This is a genomic window from Streptomyces sp. NBC_00887 (assembly GCF_045207585.1).
The window spans coordinates 5,425,239-5,442,844 of record NZ_CP108788.1; the positions used below are offsets into that span (position 1 = coordinate 5,425,239).

Annotated in this window: 14 protein-coding genes and 1 riboswitch; of the genes, 7 read left to right on the forward strand and 7 right to left on the reverse strand. The window is 69.1% G+C overall.

Features of this window, described 5'->3' with window-relative positions; all coding sequences use genetic code 11:
- Positions 1 to 139 precede the first annotated feature (139 nt).
- The 3 genes from OG844_RS24770 to OG844_RS24780 all read left to right on the forward strand — a co-directional run bounded on the left by OG844_RS24770 (position 140) and on the right by OG844_RS24780 (position 2,373).
- Positions 140 to 550 (forward strand): hypothetical protein, encoded by a 411-nt coding sequence (locus OG844_RS24770; RefSeq protein ID WP_383179858.1) that lies wholly within the window; start codon positions 140 to 142, stop codon positions 548 to 550.
- 125 nt (positions 551 to 675) lie between these two features.
- Positions 676 to 1,101: an ATP-binding protein gene (locus tag OG844_RS24775; RefSeq protein ID WP_406393162.1), complete on the forward strand. Its 426-nt coding sequence runs from the start codon at positions 676 to 678 to the stop codon at positions 1,099 to 1,101.
- 231 nt (positions 1,102 to 1,332) lie between these two features.
- Positions 1,333 to 2,373, forward strand: a complete 1,041-nt coding sequence (locus OG844_RS24780) for a LacI family DNA-binding transcriptional regulator (RefSeq protein WP_406393164.1) — start codon at positions 1,333 to 1,335, stop codon at positions 2,371 to 2,373.
- Positions 2,374 to 2,403: 30 nt separating this feature from the next.
- Here OG844_RS24780 and OG844_RS24785 read toward each other — a convergent pair whose 3' ends face one another.
- Positions 2,404 to 5,184: a glycosyl hydrolase gene (locus OG844_RS24785; RefSeq protein WP_406393165.1), complete on the reverse strand. Its 2,781-nt coding sequence runs from the start codon at positions 5,182 to 5,184 to the stop codon at positions 2,404 to 2,406.
- 243 nt (positions 5,185 to 5,427) lie between these two features.
- Here OG844_RS24785 and OG844_RS24790 point away from each other — a divergent pair, with 243 nt between their 5' ends.
- The 4 genes from OG844_RS24790 to OG844_RS24805 all read left to right on the forward strand — a co-directional run bounded on the left by OG844_RS24790 (position 5,428) and on the right by OG844_RS24805 (position 10,206).
- A complete protein-coding gene (locus tag OG844_RS24790) occupies positions 5,428 to 6,729 on the forward strand; it encodes an ABC transporter substrate-binding protein (protein ID WP_406393167.1) in 1,302 nt (433 codons plus the stop codon).
- Positions 6,730 to 6,887: 158 nt separating this feature from the next.
- Entirely contained in the window at positions 6,888 to 7,859 is a 972-nt protein-coding gene (locus tag OG844_RS24795; RefSeq protein ID WP_406393169.1) for a carbohydrate ABC transporter permease, read from the forward strand.
- Positions 7,856 to 8,758: a carbohydrate ABC transporter permease gene (locus OG844_RS24800; protein ID WP_406393171.1), complete on the forward strand. Its 903-nt coding sequence runs from the start codon at positions 7,856 to 7,858 to the stop codon at positions 8,756 to 8,758. The genes OG844_RS24795 and OG844_RS24800 overlap by 4 nt, the downstream gene beginning before the upstream one ends.
- A gap of 44 nt (positions 8,759 to 8,802) precedes the next feature.
- Positions 8,803 to 10,206 carry a GH1 family beta-glucosidase gene (locus OG844_RS24805; protein ID WP_406393173.1) on the forward strand — a complete coding sequence of 468 codons (1,404 nt, stop codon included), beginning with the start codon at positions 8,803 to 8,805 and terminating at the stop codon, positions 10,204 to 10,206.
- Between the two features lie 67 nt (positions 10,207 to 10,273).
- On the opposite strand, the gene OG844_RS24810 is transcribed toward OG844_RS24805, so the two are convergent.
- The 6 genes from OG844_RS24810 to thrC form a co-directional block, all read right to left on the reverse strand.
- Positions 10,274 to 12,292, reverse strand: a complete 2,019-nt coding sequence (locus OG844_RS24810) for a glycosyl hydrolase family 28-related protein (RefSeq protein ID WP_406393175.1) — start codon at positions 12,290 to 12,292, stop codon at positions 10,274 to 10,276.
- 176 nt (positions 12,293 to 12,468) lie between these two features.
- Positions 12,469 to 12,978 carry a DinB family protein gene (locus OG844_RS24815; RefSeq protein WP_406393177.1) on the reverse strand — a complete coding sequence of 170 codons (510 nt, stop codon included), beginning with the start codon at positions 12,976 to 12,978 and terminating at the stop codon, positions 12,469 to 12,471.
- 140 nt (positions 12,979 to 13,118) lie between these two features.
- Positions 13,119 to 14,741 carry a chaperonin GroEL gene (gene groL / locus OG844_RS24820; protein WP_329208626.1) on the reverse strand — a complete coding sequence of 541 codons (1,623 nt, stop codon included), beginning with the start codon at positions 14,739 to 14,741 and terminating at the stop codon, positions 13,119 to 13,121.
- A 309-nt stretch (positions 14,742 to 15,050) separates the two neighbouring features.
- On the reverse strand, positions 15,051 to 15,257 hold the full coding sequence (locus OG844_RS24825) for a cold-shock protein (protein WP_003967346.1): 207 nt from the start codon (positions 15,255 to 15,257) through the stop codon (positions 15,051 to 15,053).
- 480 nt (positions 15,258 to 15,737) lie between these two features.
- Positions 15,738 to 16,013: a MoaD/ThiS family protein gene (locus OG844_RS24830; protein WP_351172857.1), complete on the reverse strand. Its 276-nt coding sequence runs from the start codon at positions 16,011 to 16,013 to the stop codon at positions 15,738 to 15,740.
- A 27-nt stretch (positions 16,014 to 16,040) separates the two neighbouring features.
- Entirely contained in the window at positions 16,041 to 17,336 is a 1,296-nt protein-coding gene (thrC, locus tag OG844_RS24835) for a threonine synthase (RefSeq protein WP_406393180.1), read from the reverse strand.
- Between the two features lie 17 nt (positions 17,337 to 17,353).
- Positions 17,354 to 17,481, reverse strand: a riboswitch (SAM riboswitch).
- Between the last annotated feature and the right edge of the window lie 125 nt (positions 17,482 to 17,606).

Sequence of the window (17,606 nt, forward strand, 5' to 3'; positions counted from 1 at the left end):
GGTGCCTCCGAATCCCTTGTGTAGAGCCACCCACGGCCTCGGTGCCGTATCCGACAAGACCGGGACCCGAGTTCCCGGACCGAATGCGGGAGTACACCGCTGACGCGGGTGGCCGACCAGTGAGAGGAAGGTGAGTCCGATGACTGTTTCCGTCCGAGTCCGCCGCCTGGTGGCCGGAGCCGCGACAGCCGGCCTGCTGGCCGGTGGTGCCGCCCTGGGCGCCGCCGGGACAGCGACCGCTGCCCCCGCCCCCACGGCCGCGACCTCGTCCGTCACCGGCGACCACGACCACAACGACCGCTGCACCTGGAAGAAGGGGCACTGGGAGAAGAAGTGGGTCAAGGGCCACTGGGAGAAGAAGTGGCACAAGGAGTACCGCTCGGACCACAAGAGCTGGCACCCCGCCTACAAGGACCACCACGGCAAGTCCCACGCGGGCTACTGGCAGCACGACGGCAAGCTGCACAAGGGCCACTGGAAGAACGTCTACGTCCCCGGCCACTGGGACACGCACTGGGTCAAGGGCCACTGGAACTGCCACCACAGGTGAGCGATCCGTATCCCCTCCGCTCAGAACGGGGTTCCCGGGCCGAGGCCCGGGAGCCCCCTCGTTCACTCCGGCACCACTCCGTCCGGCGTCCCGCAAGGACGCCGCGTCCTCATCGGGACACCGTCATGACCACAACGACCGCACCCCCACCCGTCACACCCGGCCGACCGGGCACGCAGACCGTCCCCCTGCCGACCGGCCCGGAAGCCCCCTCGCATGCACGCCGGGCAGCCGTCGCCTTCCTCCACCGGATCTGGCCCTCGCTCGACCCGGGCCGCCGTGACGACGTCCTGCTGATCGTGTCCGAGCTGGTCACCAACGCGGTCCGGTACGCCCCCGGGCCCAGCACCCTGACCCTGACCACCGCCGCAGGCACCCTGGACATCGCGGTGACCGACTGCTCCTGCGTCCCACCGGCCCCCCGGGCCCCGGATCTGACCGACGGAACCGGTGGCATGGGCCTGCACATCGCGGAGGACCTGGGAGCCCGGGTGTTCACCGAGCCGCTCACGGACGGCAAGTGCGTGCACGCGGCCTTCGACGACGCCTGACGGCCCCCGGCGACCCGCGGCGACGCCGGATCACGCCGGATCACGCCGGAGAGCCGAGCGAACCGGATGCCCGGACGCATCAGGCTGCGCTCGGCTCAGGCGATGACGACGCGGGCACCGTTGAGATGGAAGCGCTCTCAGTGCGCTGACCGGCCCCGGCGCTAGGCTGTAGACCATTCGGCGGTGCCATGTTCTGCCCGTGCCGCCGCCCAGCAACGAGGAGCGCCCGCCTTGGCCGAGCAGCATCCCGGGTCCCGGCCCACTCTGGAAGCCGTCGCGGCGCTCGCGGGTGTCTCCCGGGCCACCGCGTCCCGGGTCGTCAACGGGGGCGAGGGGGTCCGCAAACCGCTGGTCGACAAGGTGCTCCAGGCCGTCGACGAGCTCGGGTACATCCCCAACCACGCCGCCCGCACGCTCGTCACCCGGCGGACCGGGGCGGTGGCCGTGGTCATCGCGGAGCCGGAGATCCGGATCTTCTCGGACCCGTTCTTCTCCCAGCAGCTCCGCGGCATCAGCAAGGAGCTGGCCGCCCACGACACCCAGCTGGTGCTGCTGATCGTGGAAGGTCCCGCGGACTTCGAACGGATCGCCCGCTACCTGTCCGGCGGCCATGTCGACGGGGCCCTCGCGTTCTCGTTGCACACCGACGACCCGCTGCCCGCGATCACCCGGCAGGCCGGGATTCCGACGGTGTACGGCGGCCGGCCGAGCTGGACCGCGGCCCCGGGCGACCAGGCCGTGCCGTACGTGGACGCCGACAACCGGGGCGGGGCGCGGGTGGCCGTGCAGTACCTGCGGGGTCTGGGGCGGGAGCGGATCGCGTACATCGGGGGTCCGCCCGACCAGACCTCGGCGATGGACCGCCTCGACGGCTACCGGGACATCCTGCTGGAGACGGACCCGACGCTCGTCGCCGAGGGGGCGTTCACGGTGGAGAGCGGGGCGCGGGCGATGGCGGAACTGCTGGAGCGGCGGCCCGATCTGGACGCGGTGTTCGCGGCCAACGACCTGATGGCCACGGGCGCGCTGCGGGTACTGCGCGAGCACGGGATCACGGTGCCCGAGCAGGTCGCACTCGTCGGATTCGACGACATGGACTCGGTGGCCGAGGTCTCCGACCCGCCGCTGACCACCGTTCGGCAGGACATCGAGGGCATGGGCCGGCTGATGGCCCGGCTGCTGCTGCGCGGTCTGCACAAGGACCGTGCGGGCATGGGGGCCCCCGACTCGGTGATCACACCGACCACACTCGTACGGCGGGCCTCGGCCTGAGGGGCCGGGACCCGCCGCACGGGGTCACTCTCAGACGTACGGGATCTTCACGACCGCCGCGTCCGTACCGGTCTGCACCTGGGACGTGCCGTTGCCCAGCGCGTTCCAGATCTCCAGGCGGACCGTTCCGCCACTGAGGTTGCCCAGGCTTCCGGTCACCGCCGCGGTGCCCACCGCCTGGGTGTACTCCTCCCACCCCGTGACCGGGTCGGTCGCGAAGTAGCGGAAGGTCTCGACCCGGTCGAACGTGCCGTCACCGGTGAGGTCGTAACTGATCCTGACCTGCGGGGCGAGCCCGACCTTCGTACCCGCGTCGACCCGGAGGCGGAACGCGGTGGACGCACCCGCCGCGAGGGTCCCGTCGACCTTCTTGATCTCGTAGACCGTCGGCTTGTACGGCGTACCGTCCCGGTTGACGCCGTCCGCCGAGGCCAGCGTGTCGGCTCCCGCCGCGCCGTCCGTGGCGGTGGTGAGGATGCCGCCGGACTTCAGCCGGAAGGTGTTGCCGGTGGACGGGCCCGGCTCCTCGGGATCCGGGTCGCCGCCGCCGGCGCCCGTGCCGGTGGCCGTGGAGCGGGCCGGGACGGAGAGCGTCTTGCCGTCGGAGAAGGTGACGGTGCGGGCGGTGGAGTCGTAGTTGTGAGCGGCGTAGGTGCGGACGCCGTTCTTGGAGAAGACGGCGGACGTCGGGATGTTCCCGCTGACCGTCATGTCGGGTGCGCCCACGGTGTCGAGCGTGGTGATCCAGTGGTACGTGTGCGCCTTGGACTCACCCTGCTCCGGGCCGTAGCCCCCGTTGCCCGCGTCCCACTTGGCCTTCGCCAGGGCCGGATCGGCCAGCGACTCGAACTGCCACAGCAGGTCGCGCCACTCGACGGCCGGTCCGCCGTTCTCGCGCTCCATCTCGGCGATGTTGCGCTTGATGGCGGCCTTCTCGCGGGCCAGGTGCAGCGAACCGCCGGTGACGGGGAGGACGTTGATGCCGTGGATCTCCTCCGGGTTCGCGGTCCACCAGGTGGAGTACGCGCCGCCGCTGCCCCAGACCATGCCGACCGTGTCGTGGCCGAAGGAGCCGGGGAAGACCTGCTGGTCGGCGTCGAACCAGTACTGCGTGATCGCTTCCGACTCGGTGGTCAGCAGGTAGCTGCCGAGGTCCCGCAGCCCGGTGTCACCCGTCGCCGCACCCCACAGGACGAGGCCCGCGCTGAGGTTGATGGACTCCGACGAGGACTCCTGGTTGTTGCCCGCCGCGAAGCCCTGGTGGCCGGAGGCCCAGCTGTGGCCCGCGTAGACGTCGAAGCCGCGCAGGAACGGGTACGCGGTGTCCGTGCGGCTGGGGTTGGCGGTGTCGCGGACCAGGGTCTTGACCATGGTGCCCCAAGCGGAGTCGGCGGCCCATGCCTGGTCGTACTGGGCGACGATCGCCGCCGCGTACACGTAGTAGCTGTAGTGGAAGTGGTGGTCGTTGAGCTCGGTGTCGCTGCCGTACGAGGCCGGGTAGCCGGTGAGCGTCTTCCAGTCCTTGTCGTAGCTGAACTCGCTCGCCCCGCCTGCCGTGAACCACTCCTGGAGTCGGCCCTTCATCAGGCCGAGGAGCTTGTCCCGGATGCCCGTCTGGCCGATCTGGTCGGCGACCGGCACCAGCTGGGCGAGGCGGCCGAGCGCCTTGCCGGTCCAGTACGTGTCACTGGCCCCGGAGAACGGGTCGGAGGCGTTCGCCACCTCGTTCAGGTATCCGGTCAACCGGGCCTTGTCGACCCCGCTCGATGCCGGCAGGGCGGGCAGCACGCCCTGGTTCTTCTGGCTGGTGGTGAAGGAGGCGGACTCGCGCACCTTCATGGTGCCGCGCGGGGAGACGTACGTGTACGGCGTGAGCGCGTCGGAGGTGTGCAGCCACTGGTGACGGTACAGCGCCTGGATCGTGCCGCGTTCGGTGCCCTCCTTGGCCTCCGTGGTCAGGCTGTAGGTGGCCTTGACCGTGCCGCCGGTGGACTCCCAGGCCACCTTGGATCCGGTGACGAAGCTGAAGGCGTACTTCCGGTAGGTCGCGAGCGCGTCCGTGGACGGCAGCACGGCGAGCGAGAAGTAGTCCTTGCCGCCGAGCCCGGCGGTGATCGCCGTGCCGGAGACGTTCCAGTCGCTGCCGGTCGGGGCGAACAGCGCGTAGTGGTGGCCGGCGACCGTGATGCCGAGGACGTTGCCGTTGTCCGCGAAGACCGTGGGGGTGCCGGCCGTGGTGATCCGGGCGTCGCCGCCGGAGCCCTTGGCGTACACGAAGGGCATGCCGTGCCCGATGGTCGTGCGCAGGGTGCGGGTGCCGTCCGACCAGTAGGGGGTGACGGTCCAGTCGGACCAGTCGTCGGCCTTGGTGTCCGGGGAGTTGAGGCCGTTGAGTCCGACGGTGAGGTCGGCCTTGTGGGCGTACTCGTACTGGCGGCCGTCGCCGACGACCGCGGGCGCGGTCGGGTAGCCGACCTCCAGGCCGCCCGAAGTGGCCTGGTAGGTGAGCGGGTGGCCGTACATCGGGGTGGAGTACGGGTTGTCGCCGTAGCGCTGGTAGGCGAGGGAGGACCACCAGTCGTTGGTGGGGACCGGCTTGCTCCTCGCCGCCGCGGTGAGCTTGGGCGTGACGGGGGCGCCGGTGTTGGTGGTGGGTCCGGAGGTACCGGCAGGGCGGCTGTCGGTGTAACTGCCGGAGCCGGCGGGGATGGTGGCGGCTGCCGCCGGGGAAGCGGCGGGACCCAGAGCCACGGCGGCCAGGGCGAGGGTCAGAACCGTCGCCGCAGCAGATCTGGAGAGGTTGGCTTGCATGGGCAGCACCTCGGAGTCATGGGGGGGCGGGAGCGTTCTCGAGAGCGCTCTCAAGTGCCAAGGAACGTAAAACTTCTGAAACGTAAGTGTCAAGAGAACTCACACAGGCGGTAGTTGGGCGTAACGCGTAGCCGTTATGCGTTCGAGTCTTGACGGCGGGAGAACCCTGAGAGACGCTCCAGGCGCAGGTTTTGAGAGCGCTCTCAAGCGCTCGGTTCATCCCGAAGCCAAGGGAGGCTTCCCATGCCCATCGCCCGAGCCGCCAAGAGAGCCACCGTCCGCCTCGGCGCGGTCGTCCTCGCCGGAACGCTCCTCGCCGCCTGTGGATCCGGTACCTCGGACTCCTCCGACAGCGCGAACGGCAAGGTCACGCTGACCGTCGACCTCTTCGGATCGTTCGGCTACAAGGAAGCCGGGCTGTACGCGGAGTACGAGAAGCTCAACCCCGGCGTGACCATCAAGCAGAGCGACACCCAGGACGAGGCCGACTACTGGAAGTCGCTGCAGACCCGGCTGGCCGGCGGCGGCGGGCTCGCCGACGTGCAGGGCGTCGAGGTGGGCCGGATCGCGTCGGTCACCCAGCAGCAGTCCGACAAGTTCGTGGACCTCAAGGAGTTCGGCGCCGACAAGCTCAAGGACCAGTTCGCCGAAGCCAAGTGGTCGGCTGCGACCACCAAGGACGGCAAGATCCTCGGCCTCGGCACCGACGTCGGGCCGGAGGCGATGTGCTACCGCACCGACCTGTTCAAGCAGGCCGGGCTGCCCACCGACCGTGCGGAACTCGCCCAGAAGTGGTCCACCTGGGACGGCTACCTGGAGCTCGGCAAGCAGTACAAGAAGAAGGCCCCCGCCAAGAGCGCCTGGCTGGACAGCATCGGCAGCCTCTACGGGATCATGATCGGCCAGGAGAAGGAGCGGTACTACGACGCCTCCGGTGAGCTGATCTACGAGAAGAACCCGGCCGTCAAGCAGGCCTGGGACACCTCGGTCAAGGCCTCCGACGCCGGGCTGAGCGCCAAGCTCGACCAGTGGTCGCCGCAGTGGAACCAGGCGTTCGCCGCCGGATCCTTCGCCACCATCCCGTGCCCCGCCTGGATGCTCGGCTACATCAAGGGCCAGGCCGGAGACTCGGGCAAGGGCAAGTGGGACATCGCCAAGCTGCCCGGCGGCGCGGGCAACTGGGGCGGCTCCTACCTCTCGGTCCCGCGTGCGGCCGAGCACAAGAAGGAGGCGTACGAGCTGATCAAGTGGCTCACCGCCCCCGAGCAGCAGGCCAAGCTCTTCCAGAAGCAGGGCAACTTCCCGTCCTCGACGGGCGCGATCGAGAAGGTCGCCGACGCCAAGGACCCGTACTTCACCGACGCGCCGATCGGCCAGATCTTCGGTGACGCGGCGAAGGCGTCCCCGGTCCAGGTCCTGGGTGTGCACGACCAGAACGTGGCCCAGCAGCTGACCAACGCGCTGAGCGAGGTGGAGCGCAAGGGCACCTCGTCGGCCAAGGCGTGGGAGACCGCGAAGAAGGGCGTGGCGAACGTGATCGGCTGACACCCCTTCACCGCGTCACGAGGGCTGCGACACCCCGTCACCGCCCCGCCGGGGCCGGTCCGCCTCCGCACGACGGCGGACCGGCCCCCGCCCCCGTGGCGCCCCGGCTCCCGCACCGCCCCCGACTCCCCGCCCGCAACTCCCCGAAGGGCCGCACCGTGACCCTCACCGCCACCGCGAAGGCCGCGCCCCGGGCGCCCGGACCCGGACCCGGCGACGGCCGGACCGCCTCCTTCCGGCGCACCTGGCAGAAGCTCTCGCCGTACGCCTTCATCGCCCCCTTCCTCACCCTGTTCGCCGCCTTCGGCCTCTTCCCGCTGCTCTACACGGCGTTCGTCTCGCTCTACCGAGTCGAACTCCAGACGAGCGGCGACATGGAGTGGCGCGGCATCGCCAACTACACGGCGCTGTTCACCGACGAGTACTTCTGGACCTCACTGCGCAACACGTTCACCATCGGCGTGCTGTCCACCGTCCCGCAGCTCGCGATGGCCCTGGGACTCGCGCACCTGCTCAACTACAAGCTGCGCGGGCGCACCTTCATCCGGACCGCGATCCTGCTGCCGTACGCCACCTCGGTTGCCGCCGCGACGCTGGTGTTCGCCCAGCTCTTCGGCCGTGACTTCGGGCTGATCAACTACGCGCTGGGGCTGGTGGGGATCAGCCCCGTGGACTGGCAGACCGGCACGGTCGCCTCGCAGATCGCCGTCTCCACCATCGTCGTCTGGCGCTGGACCGGATACAACGCGCTGATCTACCTGGCGGGCATGCAGTCCATCCCGGGCGAGCTGTACGAGGCCGCGGAGATGGACGGGGCATCGCGCTGGCGGCAGTTCATCCATGTCACGCTGCCCGGTCTGCGGCCCACGATCGTCTTCACGGTGATCGTGTCGACGATCGGCGCCACCCAGCTGTTCGGGGAGCCGCTGCTCTTCGAAGGGTCCATCTCCGGCGGCATCGCGCACCAGTACCAGACCCTCGGCCTGTACATGTACGAGCAGGGCTGGGGCTTCTTCCACCTGGGCCGGGCCGCCGCCATCGCCTGGGTGATGTTCGTCCTGATCGTGGTGCTCGTCGGGGCCAACGCCCTCGTCGTGCACCGCCGTGCCCGTAAGGAGGCCGGCCGATGACCACCCTCGCCGCACAGCCGACCGCGCCCGAGACCGTACCGCCCACGACTCCGCCCGGTCGGCGGAAGCCGCGGGGACCACGGGGCATGCAGGGCGGCTGGCTCTCCTACCTGATCCTCGGCTTCGCGCTGCTGATCTCGGCGTTCCCCTTCTACTGGACGATCGTCGCGGCCAGCCGCTCCAACGCGGACCTCGCGAAGGTCCCGCCGAGCCTGCTGCCCGGCCCGAACCTCATCAAGAACTTCGACGCGGTGCTCGAGGAGGCCGCGATCGGCAAGGCGCTGCTGAACTCGTTCATCGTGTCCGGCTCCATCACGGTCGGCACCGTGCTCTGCTGCACCCTGGCCGGATTCGCCTTCGCCAAGCTGCGCTTCAAGGGCCGCGGCGCACTGCTCACCCTGACCATCGGCACGATGATGATCCCGCCGCAGCTCGGCGTCATCCCGCTGTTCATGCTGATCGCGGAACTCCAGTGGGTGAACCAGCTCCAGGCCGTGATCCTGCCCGGACTGGTGTCGGCCTTCGGGGTGTTCTTCATGCGCCAGTACCTGGTGCAGTCGCTGCCCGACGAACTGATCGAGGCGGCCCGCGTCGACGGCGCGTCGACCGCGCGCGTCTTCTGGTCGATCGTCATCCCGGTCGCCCGGCCCGGCATGGCGGTACTCGGCATGCTCACCTTCATGACCGCGTGGAACGACTTCTTCTGGCCGATCATCGCCCTGTCCTCGCAGGAGCCGACCGTGCAGGTCGCCCTGCGGCAGCTCGGCGGCGGCTACGTCCACGACCAGTCGGTGATCATGGCCGGCACCCTGCTCGGCACTCTCCCCGTGCTGCTGGTCTTCGGCCTGCTCGGGCGGCAGATCGTCGGCGGGATCATGCAGGGAGCCGTCAAGGGCTGAGCCCTCCCCCCACCACCCCACCTCACCTCTGGAGTGCCTGTCTCATGACCGCTGTCGATGCCCGCCCCACCACCGCGGCGGGGCTGCGGTTCCCCACCGGATTCCGCTGGGGGACGGCCACCGCCGCCTATCAGATCGAGGGAGCGGCCACCGAGGACGGCCGCACCGAGTCCATCTGGGACACCTTCAGCAGAACCCCCGGCAAGGTCCGCAACGGCGACACCGGTGACATCGCCGCCGACCACCTCCACCGGATGCCGGACGACGTGGCGCTGATGAAGGAACTCGGCGTCACCGACTACCGCTTCTCGGTGTCCTGGCCCCGGGTCCAGCCGACCGGCCGCGGCCCCGCCGTCGAGCGCGGACTCGACTTCTACCGGCGGCTCGTCGACGAACTGCTTGGCGCCGGCATCCGGCCCGTCGCGACGCTCTACCACTGGGACCTGCCGCAGGAACTGGAGGACGCGGGCGGCTGGCCGGAGCGCGACACGGCACACCGGTTCACCGAGTACGCCGCGCTCATGGCGCGCGCGCTCGGCGACCGGGTGGCCACCTGGACGACGCTCAACGAGCCCTGGTGCGCCGCGTTCCTCGGGTACGGGAACGGGGTCCACGCCCCCGGTCGTACGAGCGACCTCGCAGCCCTGCGCGCGGCCCACCACCTCAACCTGGCCCACGGCAGCGCGACCGGCGTCCTGCGGAACCTGCTGCCGTCCTCCGCCGAGGTGTCGCTGACCCTGAACCTGCACGCCCTGCGGCCGCTGACGGACACCCCGGCGGACCACGAGGCCGTGCGCCGGATCGACGCCGTCGCCAACCGGATCTTCCTGGACCCGGTCTTCCACGGGCGGCTGCCGCAGGACCTGGTGCAGGACACGGCGGCGGTCACCGACTGGTCCTTCGTCCACGACGGGGACCTGGAGGTCATCTCCGCACCCCTGGACTCCCTCGGCATCAACTACTACTCCCCCAGCGTCGTTTCCGCCGGTGCGTCGGAGTCCCCGTCCCCGTGGGCGGGCGCCGAGAAGCATGTGGCGTTCACCCCCGCGGACGGGCCCCGCACCGCGATGGACTGGCCGGTGGACGCGAACGGACTGCACGAACTCCTCACCCGGCTCGGCGGGGAACTGCCCGGCCTGCCGCTCATGATCACCGAGAACGGGGCCGCGTACGACGACTACGCCGACCCCTCGGGTCAGGTCCACGACCCGGAGCGGGTGGCGTACCTGGACGCGCATCTGTCGGCCGTGCACCGGGCGATCGAGGACGGCATCGACGTGCGCGGGTACTTCCTGTGGTCGCTCCTGGACAACTTCGAGTGGGCGTACGGCTACAGCAAGCGGTTCGGCATCGTCCACGTCGACTTCGCGAGCCAGCGCCGCACGGTGAAGGACAGCGCCCGCTGGTACGCGGACGTCATCGCACGCGGCGGTCTCGACCGCCCCTGACCACCGGCCCCACGCCTTGCGCCGCCGTCGGATCCGACGGCGGCGCGACGTCAGTGGCGCGAAGCGGTCACCAGGTGCCCGGCGCGGGCGGTGCCACGACCGGCGGGCGGTCGTCGCAGGTGATCGTGTTCGGCAGGAGCCACGGCGCGAGCCAGTCGCCCGTGGTGCCGCCGCCGTCGTTGCCACCGAGGTCGGTCAGGGTGAACTCGGAGCCGGCCGGGGTGAAGTTGAAGGACCCGCAGTTGTTGACGCCGACCGCGCCCACGTTGCGCGCGTCCACGTTCTCGAAGGTCGCCGAGCCCGCCGCGCGGGCGCTGACCACCGACGTACCCGTGCCGTCGACCCTGATGTCCTTGAAGTGGACGCCGCGGATCCTGTACGTGTCCTTCACCGGCCAGTCCGTGACCAGCATGATCGCGTTGTAGGTGCTGTCGAGGTAGTTGTTCCCCGTGACCCGGATGTCGGCGTCGATGTCCCGGTCCAGGGCGTAGAACCAGATGGCCCCGAGCCCGATGTTCCAGTTCAGTTCGTACGTACCGGCGCGGACCGTCGTGTTGTCGGTGAGATCCAGCCGGCCCTCGAACGCCTCCGCCCCGAAGCGTGCGCCGACGTGCAGGGCGCTGCCCTCGCGCACGGGGTCGGCGACGAGGTTGCCGGACACCGTGTTGTCCGTACCGCCGTAGATCGCGATGCCGTTGGCGAGGACCGGGCTCTGGACGGTGTTGCGGGTGAAGGTGTTGCCGGTGTTGGCGTTCTTCTCCGACCACATCGCGAGGCCGTCGTCGCCGGAGTTGCGTACGAAGGTGTGGGCGACCGTCGAACCCGTCACCCCGCCGTGGAAGTTGATGGCGTCGGCGATCTGGTCGACGATGACGTTGTCCGTGATCCTCAGGTTCGACATCGGGCCGTCGAACCACATGCCGACCTTGGTGTGGCGGATGTGCAGCCCGTCGATGGTGGAGTCGCTCATCGCACCGCCGATGCCGTTCACCTGGTCGGTGTCGATGCGCTCGCGCACGTCGCCCTCGATGGCGAAGCCGGACAGATGGACGTTGCGGCTGCCGCCCTCGGCCGCGTCCTTGCCGTAGAAGCCGACGCCCGTGTGGACGGAGCCGTCCGCGGCCGGGGTGTCGAGGGCGATCTCGCGTCCCTTGATCTTCGTGTACCAGTTGCCGGCCCCCTTGATCGTGACGTCGTCGACGATGATGTGGCGGTTGACCTGGTACGTGCCCGGCGGGATGTACACGGGGAGGTTCTTGCGCTTGGCGTGGGCGATGGCCCGGTCGATGGCTCCCGCGGAGTCCCGCCGCCCGGACGGATCGGCCCCGAAGGCCAGCACGTTCGCGGCCCGGAGCTCGATGTGCGGGAGGCCCACGAGCTCGGAGTCGAGTACGTCGATGACGGTCCACGCGGCACGGCTGCCGGCCGGGACCGTGAGCCGTACGGTGTCCCCCGCGCCGTACTTCCTGCCCAGCAGCAGGCGCTGCTCGTCGTAGAAGTGGTTCGGGCGGAACGGCTTGGTGATCGTCGGAGCGGGTGTCGTCCCGCTGGGGACACAGGCGCATTCGGTGATCCACCAGTCCGGATGGAGCAGCCCGGCATCGGGGTCGTTGGTGAACGGGTACTGGTTGTAGAGCCAGGCGTACTGCGAGGACAGCGTCATCGTGGAGCGCTTCTTGCCGTTCACGGCGACATCGAGCGGTGCGGTGATGCCGCCGCCGCCCGGCGCGTCCGGAATGCTGTAGCGCACGGTGATCGCGTCGGCGGCGCCCGGCAGCGTGAACTCAACGTGCTCGCCCGGGGTCAGCCTGACCGCCTTACGGCCGGAGGCCTCGGCGGGCAGCGTGTACGCGGTGCGGTCGGGGCCGATGACCGTTCCGTTCGTGGCGGCGTTCTCCGCCTCCTGCTCGGCGAAGGGGACCTCGGCGCCGCGGCCGGCGACCAGCGCCGGATCGAGGGCGGCACGCGTCACCGCGGGCGCGGGGGCCCGTTCTCCCTCCGCGCCCATGGCCGCGGGGGCGCCGCTCAGGGCGCCCAGTCCGACAACGGCGGCGGTCAACGCGGCGACCGTGATGTTCCGTGACATCGCAAGCCCGTTTCTCTCGGAAGGTGGGGCGACAGTAGGGCGCGCCACGGCACCACCACAAGAGCTCTGCCAGAACCTTTCTGACTGATGATGAGTACGTGCAAAGTCGCATCATGTTTTTGCGTTGACTGTTCGTGCGCAGAGCAGCCGGTCCGCGCTCGGCCCCCCGGTGGAGCTCAGGCCCCCACGGTGCCGTCGACGCCCTCCCTCAGGAGGTCCGCGTGCCCGTTGTGGCGGCCGTATTCCAGGAGCACGTGCACCATGACCATCCGCAGGGACACCTCCTTCTCCCAGCGCGGCTGGAGGCCCAGCACGTCCAGGGACCCGGCCTCCCTCTCGATCCGGCGCGAGTTCTCCACCTCGGCCTCCCAGGCGCCGAGGGCCTCCTTCCTGGTCGAGGCGCTCGCGTCGTACGCCGCCTGGAAGTCGATCCGGTCGGACCAGACCATGGGCGCCCTGTTGTCCTCGAACACACGGCGGAACCAGGCCCGTTCCACCTCGGCCATGTGCCGCACCAGTCCGAGCAGCGAGAGGGTGGACGGGGGCATCGACTGCCGCCGCAGCTCCTCGTCGCCCAGCCCCTCGCACTTCATGGCCAGGGTGGCTCGGTGGTAGTCGAGAAAGGCGCGCAGGGTCTCGCGCTCGTCGCCGGAACTCGGCGGCCCGGTACGGGGGTCGGTGGTCATCCTTGTGCGCTCCTCGTGGACGGCTGCAGGGGCCGTCAGTATCCGGTACCGGCCCGGGGACACGACGACGCCGGCCCCCGGGAGAAATCCCGGGGGCCGGCGTCGTACAGGTACTGCGTGGAGCTGCTGATCCCAGGGGATCAGAAGTCCATGTCACCGCCCGGCATGCCGCCCGGAGCAGCCGCAGAGGCCTTCTCCGGCTTGTCGGCGATGACGGCCTCGGTGGTGAGGAAGAGCGCGGCGATGGACGCGGCGTTCTGCAGGGCGGAGCGCGTGACCTTCGCCGGGTCGATGATGCCCTCGGCGATCATGTCGACGTACTCGCCGGTCGCGGCGTTGAGGCCGTGACCGATCGGCAGGTTGCGCACCTTCTCGACGATGACGCCACCCTCGAGACCACCGTTGACGGCGATCTGCTTGAGCGGGGCCTCCAGCGCGAGCTTGACGGCGTTGGCACCGGTGGCCTCGTCACCCGTCAGGTCGAGCTTCTCGAAGACGGCCGTGGCCTGCAGCAGCGCGACGCCACCACCGGCGACGATGCCCTCCTCGACGGCGGCCTTGGCGTTGCGCACCGCGTCCTCGATGCGGTGCTTGCGCTCCTTGAGCTCCACCTCGGTCGCGGCGCCGGCCTTGATGACGGCCACGCCGCCGGCCAGCTTCGCGAGGCGCTCCTGGAGCTTCTCGCGGTCGTAGTCCGAGTCGGAGTTCTCGATCTCGGCACGGATCTGCTTGACGCGGCCCTGGACCTGGTCGCTGTCACCCGCTCCGTCGACGATCGTGGTCTCGTCCTTGGTGATGACGACCTTGCGGGCCTTGCCGAGCAGGTCGACGCCGGCGCTCTCGAGCTTGAGACCGACCTCCTCGGAGATGACGGTGCCACCGGTGAGGATGGCGATGTCGCCGAGCATGGCCTTGCGGCGGTCACCGAAGCCCGGAGCCTTGACGGCGACGGACTTGAAGGTGCCACGGATCTTGTTGACGACCAGGGTCGACAGGGCCTCGCCCTCGACGTCCTCCGCGATGATCAGCAGCGGCTTACCCGACTGCATGACCTTCTCGAGCAGCGGAAGGAGGTCCTTCACGTTGCTGATCTTGGAGTTGACGATCAGGATGTACGGGTCGTCGAACGACGTCTCCATACGCTCCATGTCGGTCGCGAAGTACGCCGAGATGTAGCCCTTGTCGAAGCGCATACCCTCCGTGAGCTCGAGCTCCAGACCGAAGGTCTGGGACTCCTCGACGGTGATGACGCCTTCCTTGCCGACCTTGTCCATCGCCTCGGCGATCTTGGCGCCGATCTCGGTGTCGGCAGCGGAGATGGAGGCCGTCGAAGCGATCTGCTCCTTGGTCTCCACGTCCTTCGCCTGCTCCAGCAGAGCGGCGGAGACGGCCTCGACGGCCTTCTCGATGCCACGCTTGAGAGCCATCGGGTTGGCACCCGCGGCGACGTTGCGCAGGCCCTCGCGGACGAGCGCCTGGGCGAGAACGGTTGCGGTGGTCGTACCGTCGCCGGCGACGTCGTCCGTCTTCTTGGCGACCTCCTTGACCAGCTCCGCACCGATCTTCTCGTACGGGTCCTCGAGCTCGATCTCCTTGGCGATGGAAACACCATCGTTGGTGATCGTGGGCGCGCCCCACTTCTTCTCGAGGACGACGTTTCGGCCCTTGGGGCCGAGGGTGACCTTGACGGCGTCGGCGAGCTGGTTCATCCCGCGCTCGAGACCGCGCCGTGCCTCCTCGTCGAACGCGATGATCTTGGCCATGTGAAGTGGTCCTCCCGGACAGGGGTGGATTTCTCCGGACCGAGAGGCGCCCGCGACGGACGGCCAGCGTGCTCAGCGGTTCCTTGCCCCGTGAGCCTGCGGGCCTCACCGGCCCGGTCCAAGTTTCTGTCACTCTCACCTGGAGAGTGCTAACGCCAATGATTAGCACTCGACCCCTGCGAGTGCAAGCGTCCCCCTCCAGATGTGGACAACCGCCGGGGGGCGCGCGGTACGCACGCAGGGCCCGTACCCTCTTCCGGGTACGGGCCCTGCGTGTGTGAGTAGTGTCGTTGGCCGACCGCGCCGAGCTCAGCCGACGGCGAGCTTGACCATGTCCGCCTGCGGCCCCTTCTGGCCCTGCGAGATTTCGAATTCAACTCGCTGACCCTCTTCGAGGGTGCGGTACCCGTCCATCTGGATCGCGCTGTAGTGGACGAAAACATCCGCACCACCGTCGACCGCGATGAAGCCGTACCCCTTCTCCGCGTTGAACCACTTGACGGTGCCCTGAGCCATGCCTAACTCCCCTATTACTGGCCCTTGCACAGGACCGCACTTCGCGGGCCCTGGGTCAGAACTCACCCTCCGACAGGAGAGGGTGGCGTGCGCCGGAACGCGTCGACCGCGGCCGAATGTATCTGCCCAACTGCCCTCTGCAACAGGGCAATCGGACGAGAATTCTGGGCACAGGTGAACGCCCGGATAGGTCGAACTCATGAGATTCCAGGGCAAGTCGGGCCTGACAAAGGCCACTTATGGCGCAAGGGGTTCACGTACTTTGGCTGCTTCTCATCGCGACCGGGCGCATTCTCATATGCGGGCGGCACAGGCAGCGGAGGGGGCTTCCCCAACTGTACCGCGCTCAACCATGCAGAATTGCCCCCTCCGCTTCTCTTGCGGAGGGGGCAACGGTGTTCACGCTGTGAAGTCGTACAGGAGGCTCGGCCTCCGGCAACCGTGCTCGGCGGGTCGGCCCCCGGCACGGTGCTCGACGGGTCAGCCTCCGGCGACGGCCGGGATGATCGAGATACCGGCGCCGTCCGGGGTCGCCGTCTGCAGGCCGCCCTCGAAGCGCACGTCGTCGTCGTTGACGTACACGTTCACGAAGCGGCGCAGCTTGCCCTGGTCGTCCAGGACGCGGGCGGCGATGCCCGGGTGGTTCTTCTCCAGGGACTCGATGACCTCGGAGAGGATCGTGCCCTCGGCCGGGACCTCGGCCTGACCGCCCGTGTAGGTGCGGAGGATGGTGGGGATGCGGACCTTGACGCTCATGGGGTGCCTTCCTTCGGTCTCGGGTGGTCAGCTGGCGGCGAGGCCCGCGTCGCGGAACGCGTCCAGGCTCGGCCGGATCGTGGCCGACAGGCCGGTCGTCGGGGCGACGGCGTCCAGCGTCTTCAGGCCGTCACCGGTGTTCAGGATGACGGTGGTCAGCGTCGGGTCCAGCAGACCGGCGTCGATCAGCTTCTTCGTCACACCGACCGTCACACCGCCCGCGGTCTCCGCGAAGATGCCCTCGGTGCGGGCCAGCAGCTTGATCGCGTCGACGACCTGCTCGTCGTCGACGTCCTCGACGGCACCGCCGGTGCGCCGGGCGATGTCCAGGACGTACGGGCCGTCCGCCGGGTTGCCGATCGCGAGGGACTTGGCGATCGTGTTCGGCTTCTGCGGCCGTACGACGTCGTGTCCGGCCTTGAAGGCGGTGGAGACCGGGGAGCAGCCCTCGGCCTGGGCGCCGAAGATCTTGTACGGCCTGTCCTCGACCAGGCCGAGCTTGATCAGCTCCTGCAGGCCCTTGTCGATCTTCGTGAGCTGCGACCCGGACGCGATCGGGATGACGATCTGGTCGGGCAGCTGCCAGCCGAGCTGCTCGCAGATCTCGTACGCCAGGGTCTTGGAGCCCTCGCCGTAGTACGGGCGGAGGTTGACGTTGACGAAGCCCCAGCCCTCACCGAGCGGGTCGCCGATGAGCTCCGAGCAGAAGCGGTTGACGTCGTCGTAGTTGCCCTCGATGCCGACCAGTTCGCCGCCGTACACCGCGGCCATGACGACCTTGCCCTGCTCCAGGTCGTGCGGGATGAACACGCACGAGCGGAAGCCGGCACGGGCCGCCGCGGCGCCCACCGCACCGGCGAGGTTGCCGGTGGAGGAGCAGGACAGAGTGGTGAATCCGAAGGCGCGGGCGGCCTCGACGGCGATCGCGACGACACGGTCCTTGAAGGAGTGCGTCGGGTTGCCGGAGTCGTCCTTGACGTACAGACCGCCGGTGACGCCCAGCTCACGGGCGAGGTTGTCGGCCTTGACCAGCTTCGTGAAGCCGGGGTTGATGTTGGGCTTGCTCGCGACATCGGCCGGAACGGGCAGCAGCGGCGCATAGCGCCAGATGTTGTCGGGGCCTTCGGCAATGCGCTTCTTGAGCTCTTCCGGGGAGCCGCTCGGCAGGTCGTACGCCACTTCGAGCGGCCCGAAACAGGACGCACAGGCGAAAATGGGACCGAGCTCGAAACGCTCGCCGCATTCGCGGCAGGAAAGTGCTGCGGCGGAACCAAGGTCCACGGCAGAAGAATCGGTGTTCGCTGCAACTGTCTGAACAGACATGATGGCGGAGCCCTTTCTCCTCATCTTCCTTGCGGCGTATTTCGCCACAAGACGGAATTGGCACCTTCCCCACCGTGACCTCGCGGTCGGCAGGGGGGTTGCCGGGACTTCAACGGGCCGTTCCCTCAGTCCCTCTGGATGAGCGCTATGGCACCGGACCATCGATCCGGGCATTTATTCGCGGACCGACCCCGACATGCGAGGGCCATCCGCGTTGTTCAAGACTGTAACCGAAGCCCTGGACGATTGAGATAGTCGTCCGAACCGCGA

Coding starts and splice junctions, on each gene's coding strand:
- OG844_RS24815 (WP_406393177.1), bottom strand. CDS start 12,978: ATGACCACCGACCCCCGTACCGGGCCGCCGAGTTCCGGCGACGAGCGC.
- thrC (WP_406393180.1), bottom strand. CDS start 17,336: ATGTCTGTTCAGACAGTTGCAGCGAACACCGATTCTTCTGCCGTGGAC.
- OG844_RS24805 (WP_406393173.1), top strand. CDS start 8,803: ATGACCGCTGTCGATGCCCGCCCCACCACCGCGGCGGGGCTGCGGTTC.
- OG844_RS24830 (WP_351172857.1), bottom strand. CDS start 16,013: ATGAGCGTCAAGGTCCGCATCCCCACCATCCTCCGCACCTACACGGGC.
- groL (WP_329208626.1), bottom strand. CDS start 14,741: ATGGCCAAGATCATCGCGTTCGACGAGGAGGCACGGCGCGGTCTCGAG.
- OG844_RS24785 (WP_406393165.1), bottom strand. CDS start 5,184: ATGCAAGCCAACCTCTCCAGATCTGCTGCGGCGACGGTTCTGACCCTC.
- OG844_RS24800 (WP_406393171.1), top strand. CDS start 7,856: ATGACCACCCTCGCCGCACAGCCGACCGCGCCCGAGACCGTACCGCCC.
- OG844_RS24775 (WP_406393162.1), top strand. CDS start 676: ATGACCACAACGACCGCACCCCCACCCGTCACACCCGGCCGACCGGGC.
- OG844_RS24790 (WP_406393167.1), top strand. CDS start 5,428: ATGCCCATCGCCCGAGCCGCCAAGAGAGCCACCGTCCGCCTCGGCGCG.
- OG844_RS24810 (WP_406393175.1), bottom strand. CDS start 12,292: ATGTCACGGAACATCACGGTCGCCGCGTTGACCGCCGCCGTTGTCGGA.
- OG844_RS24770 (WP_383179858.1), top strand. CDS start 140: ATGACTGTTTCCGTCCGAGTCCGCCGCCTGGTGGCCGGAGCCGCGACA.
- OG844_RS24825 (WP_003967346.1), bottom strand. CDS start 15,257: ATGGCTCAGGGCACCGTCAAGTGGTTCAACGCGGAGAAGGGGTACGGC.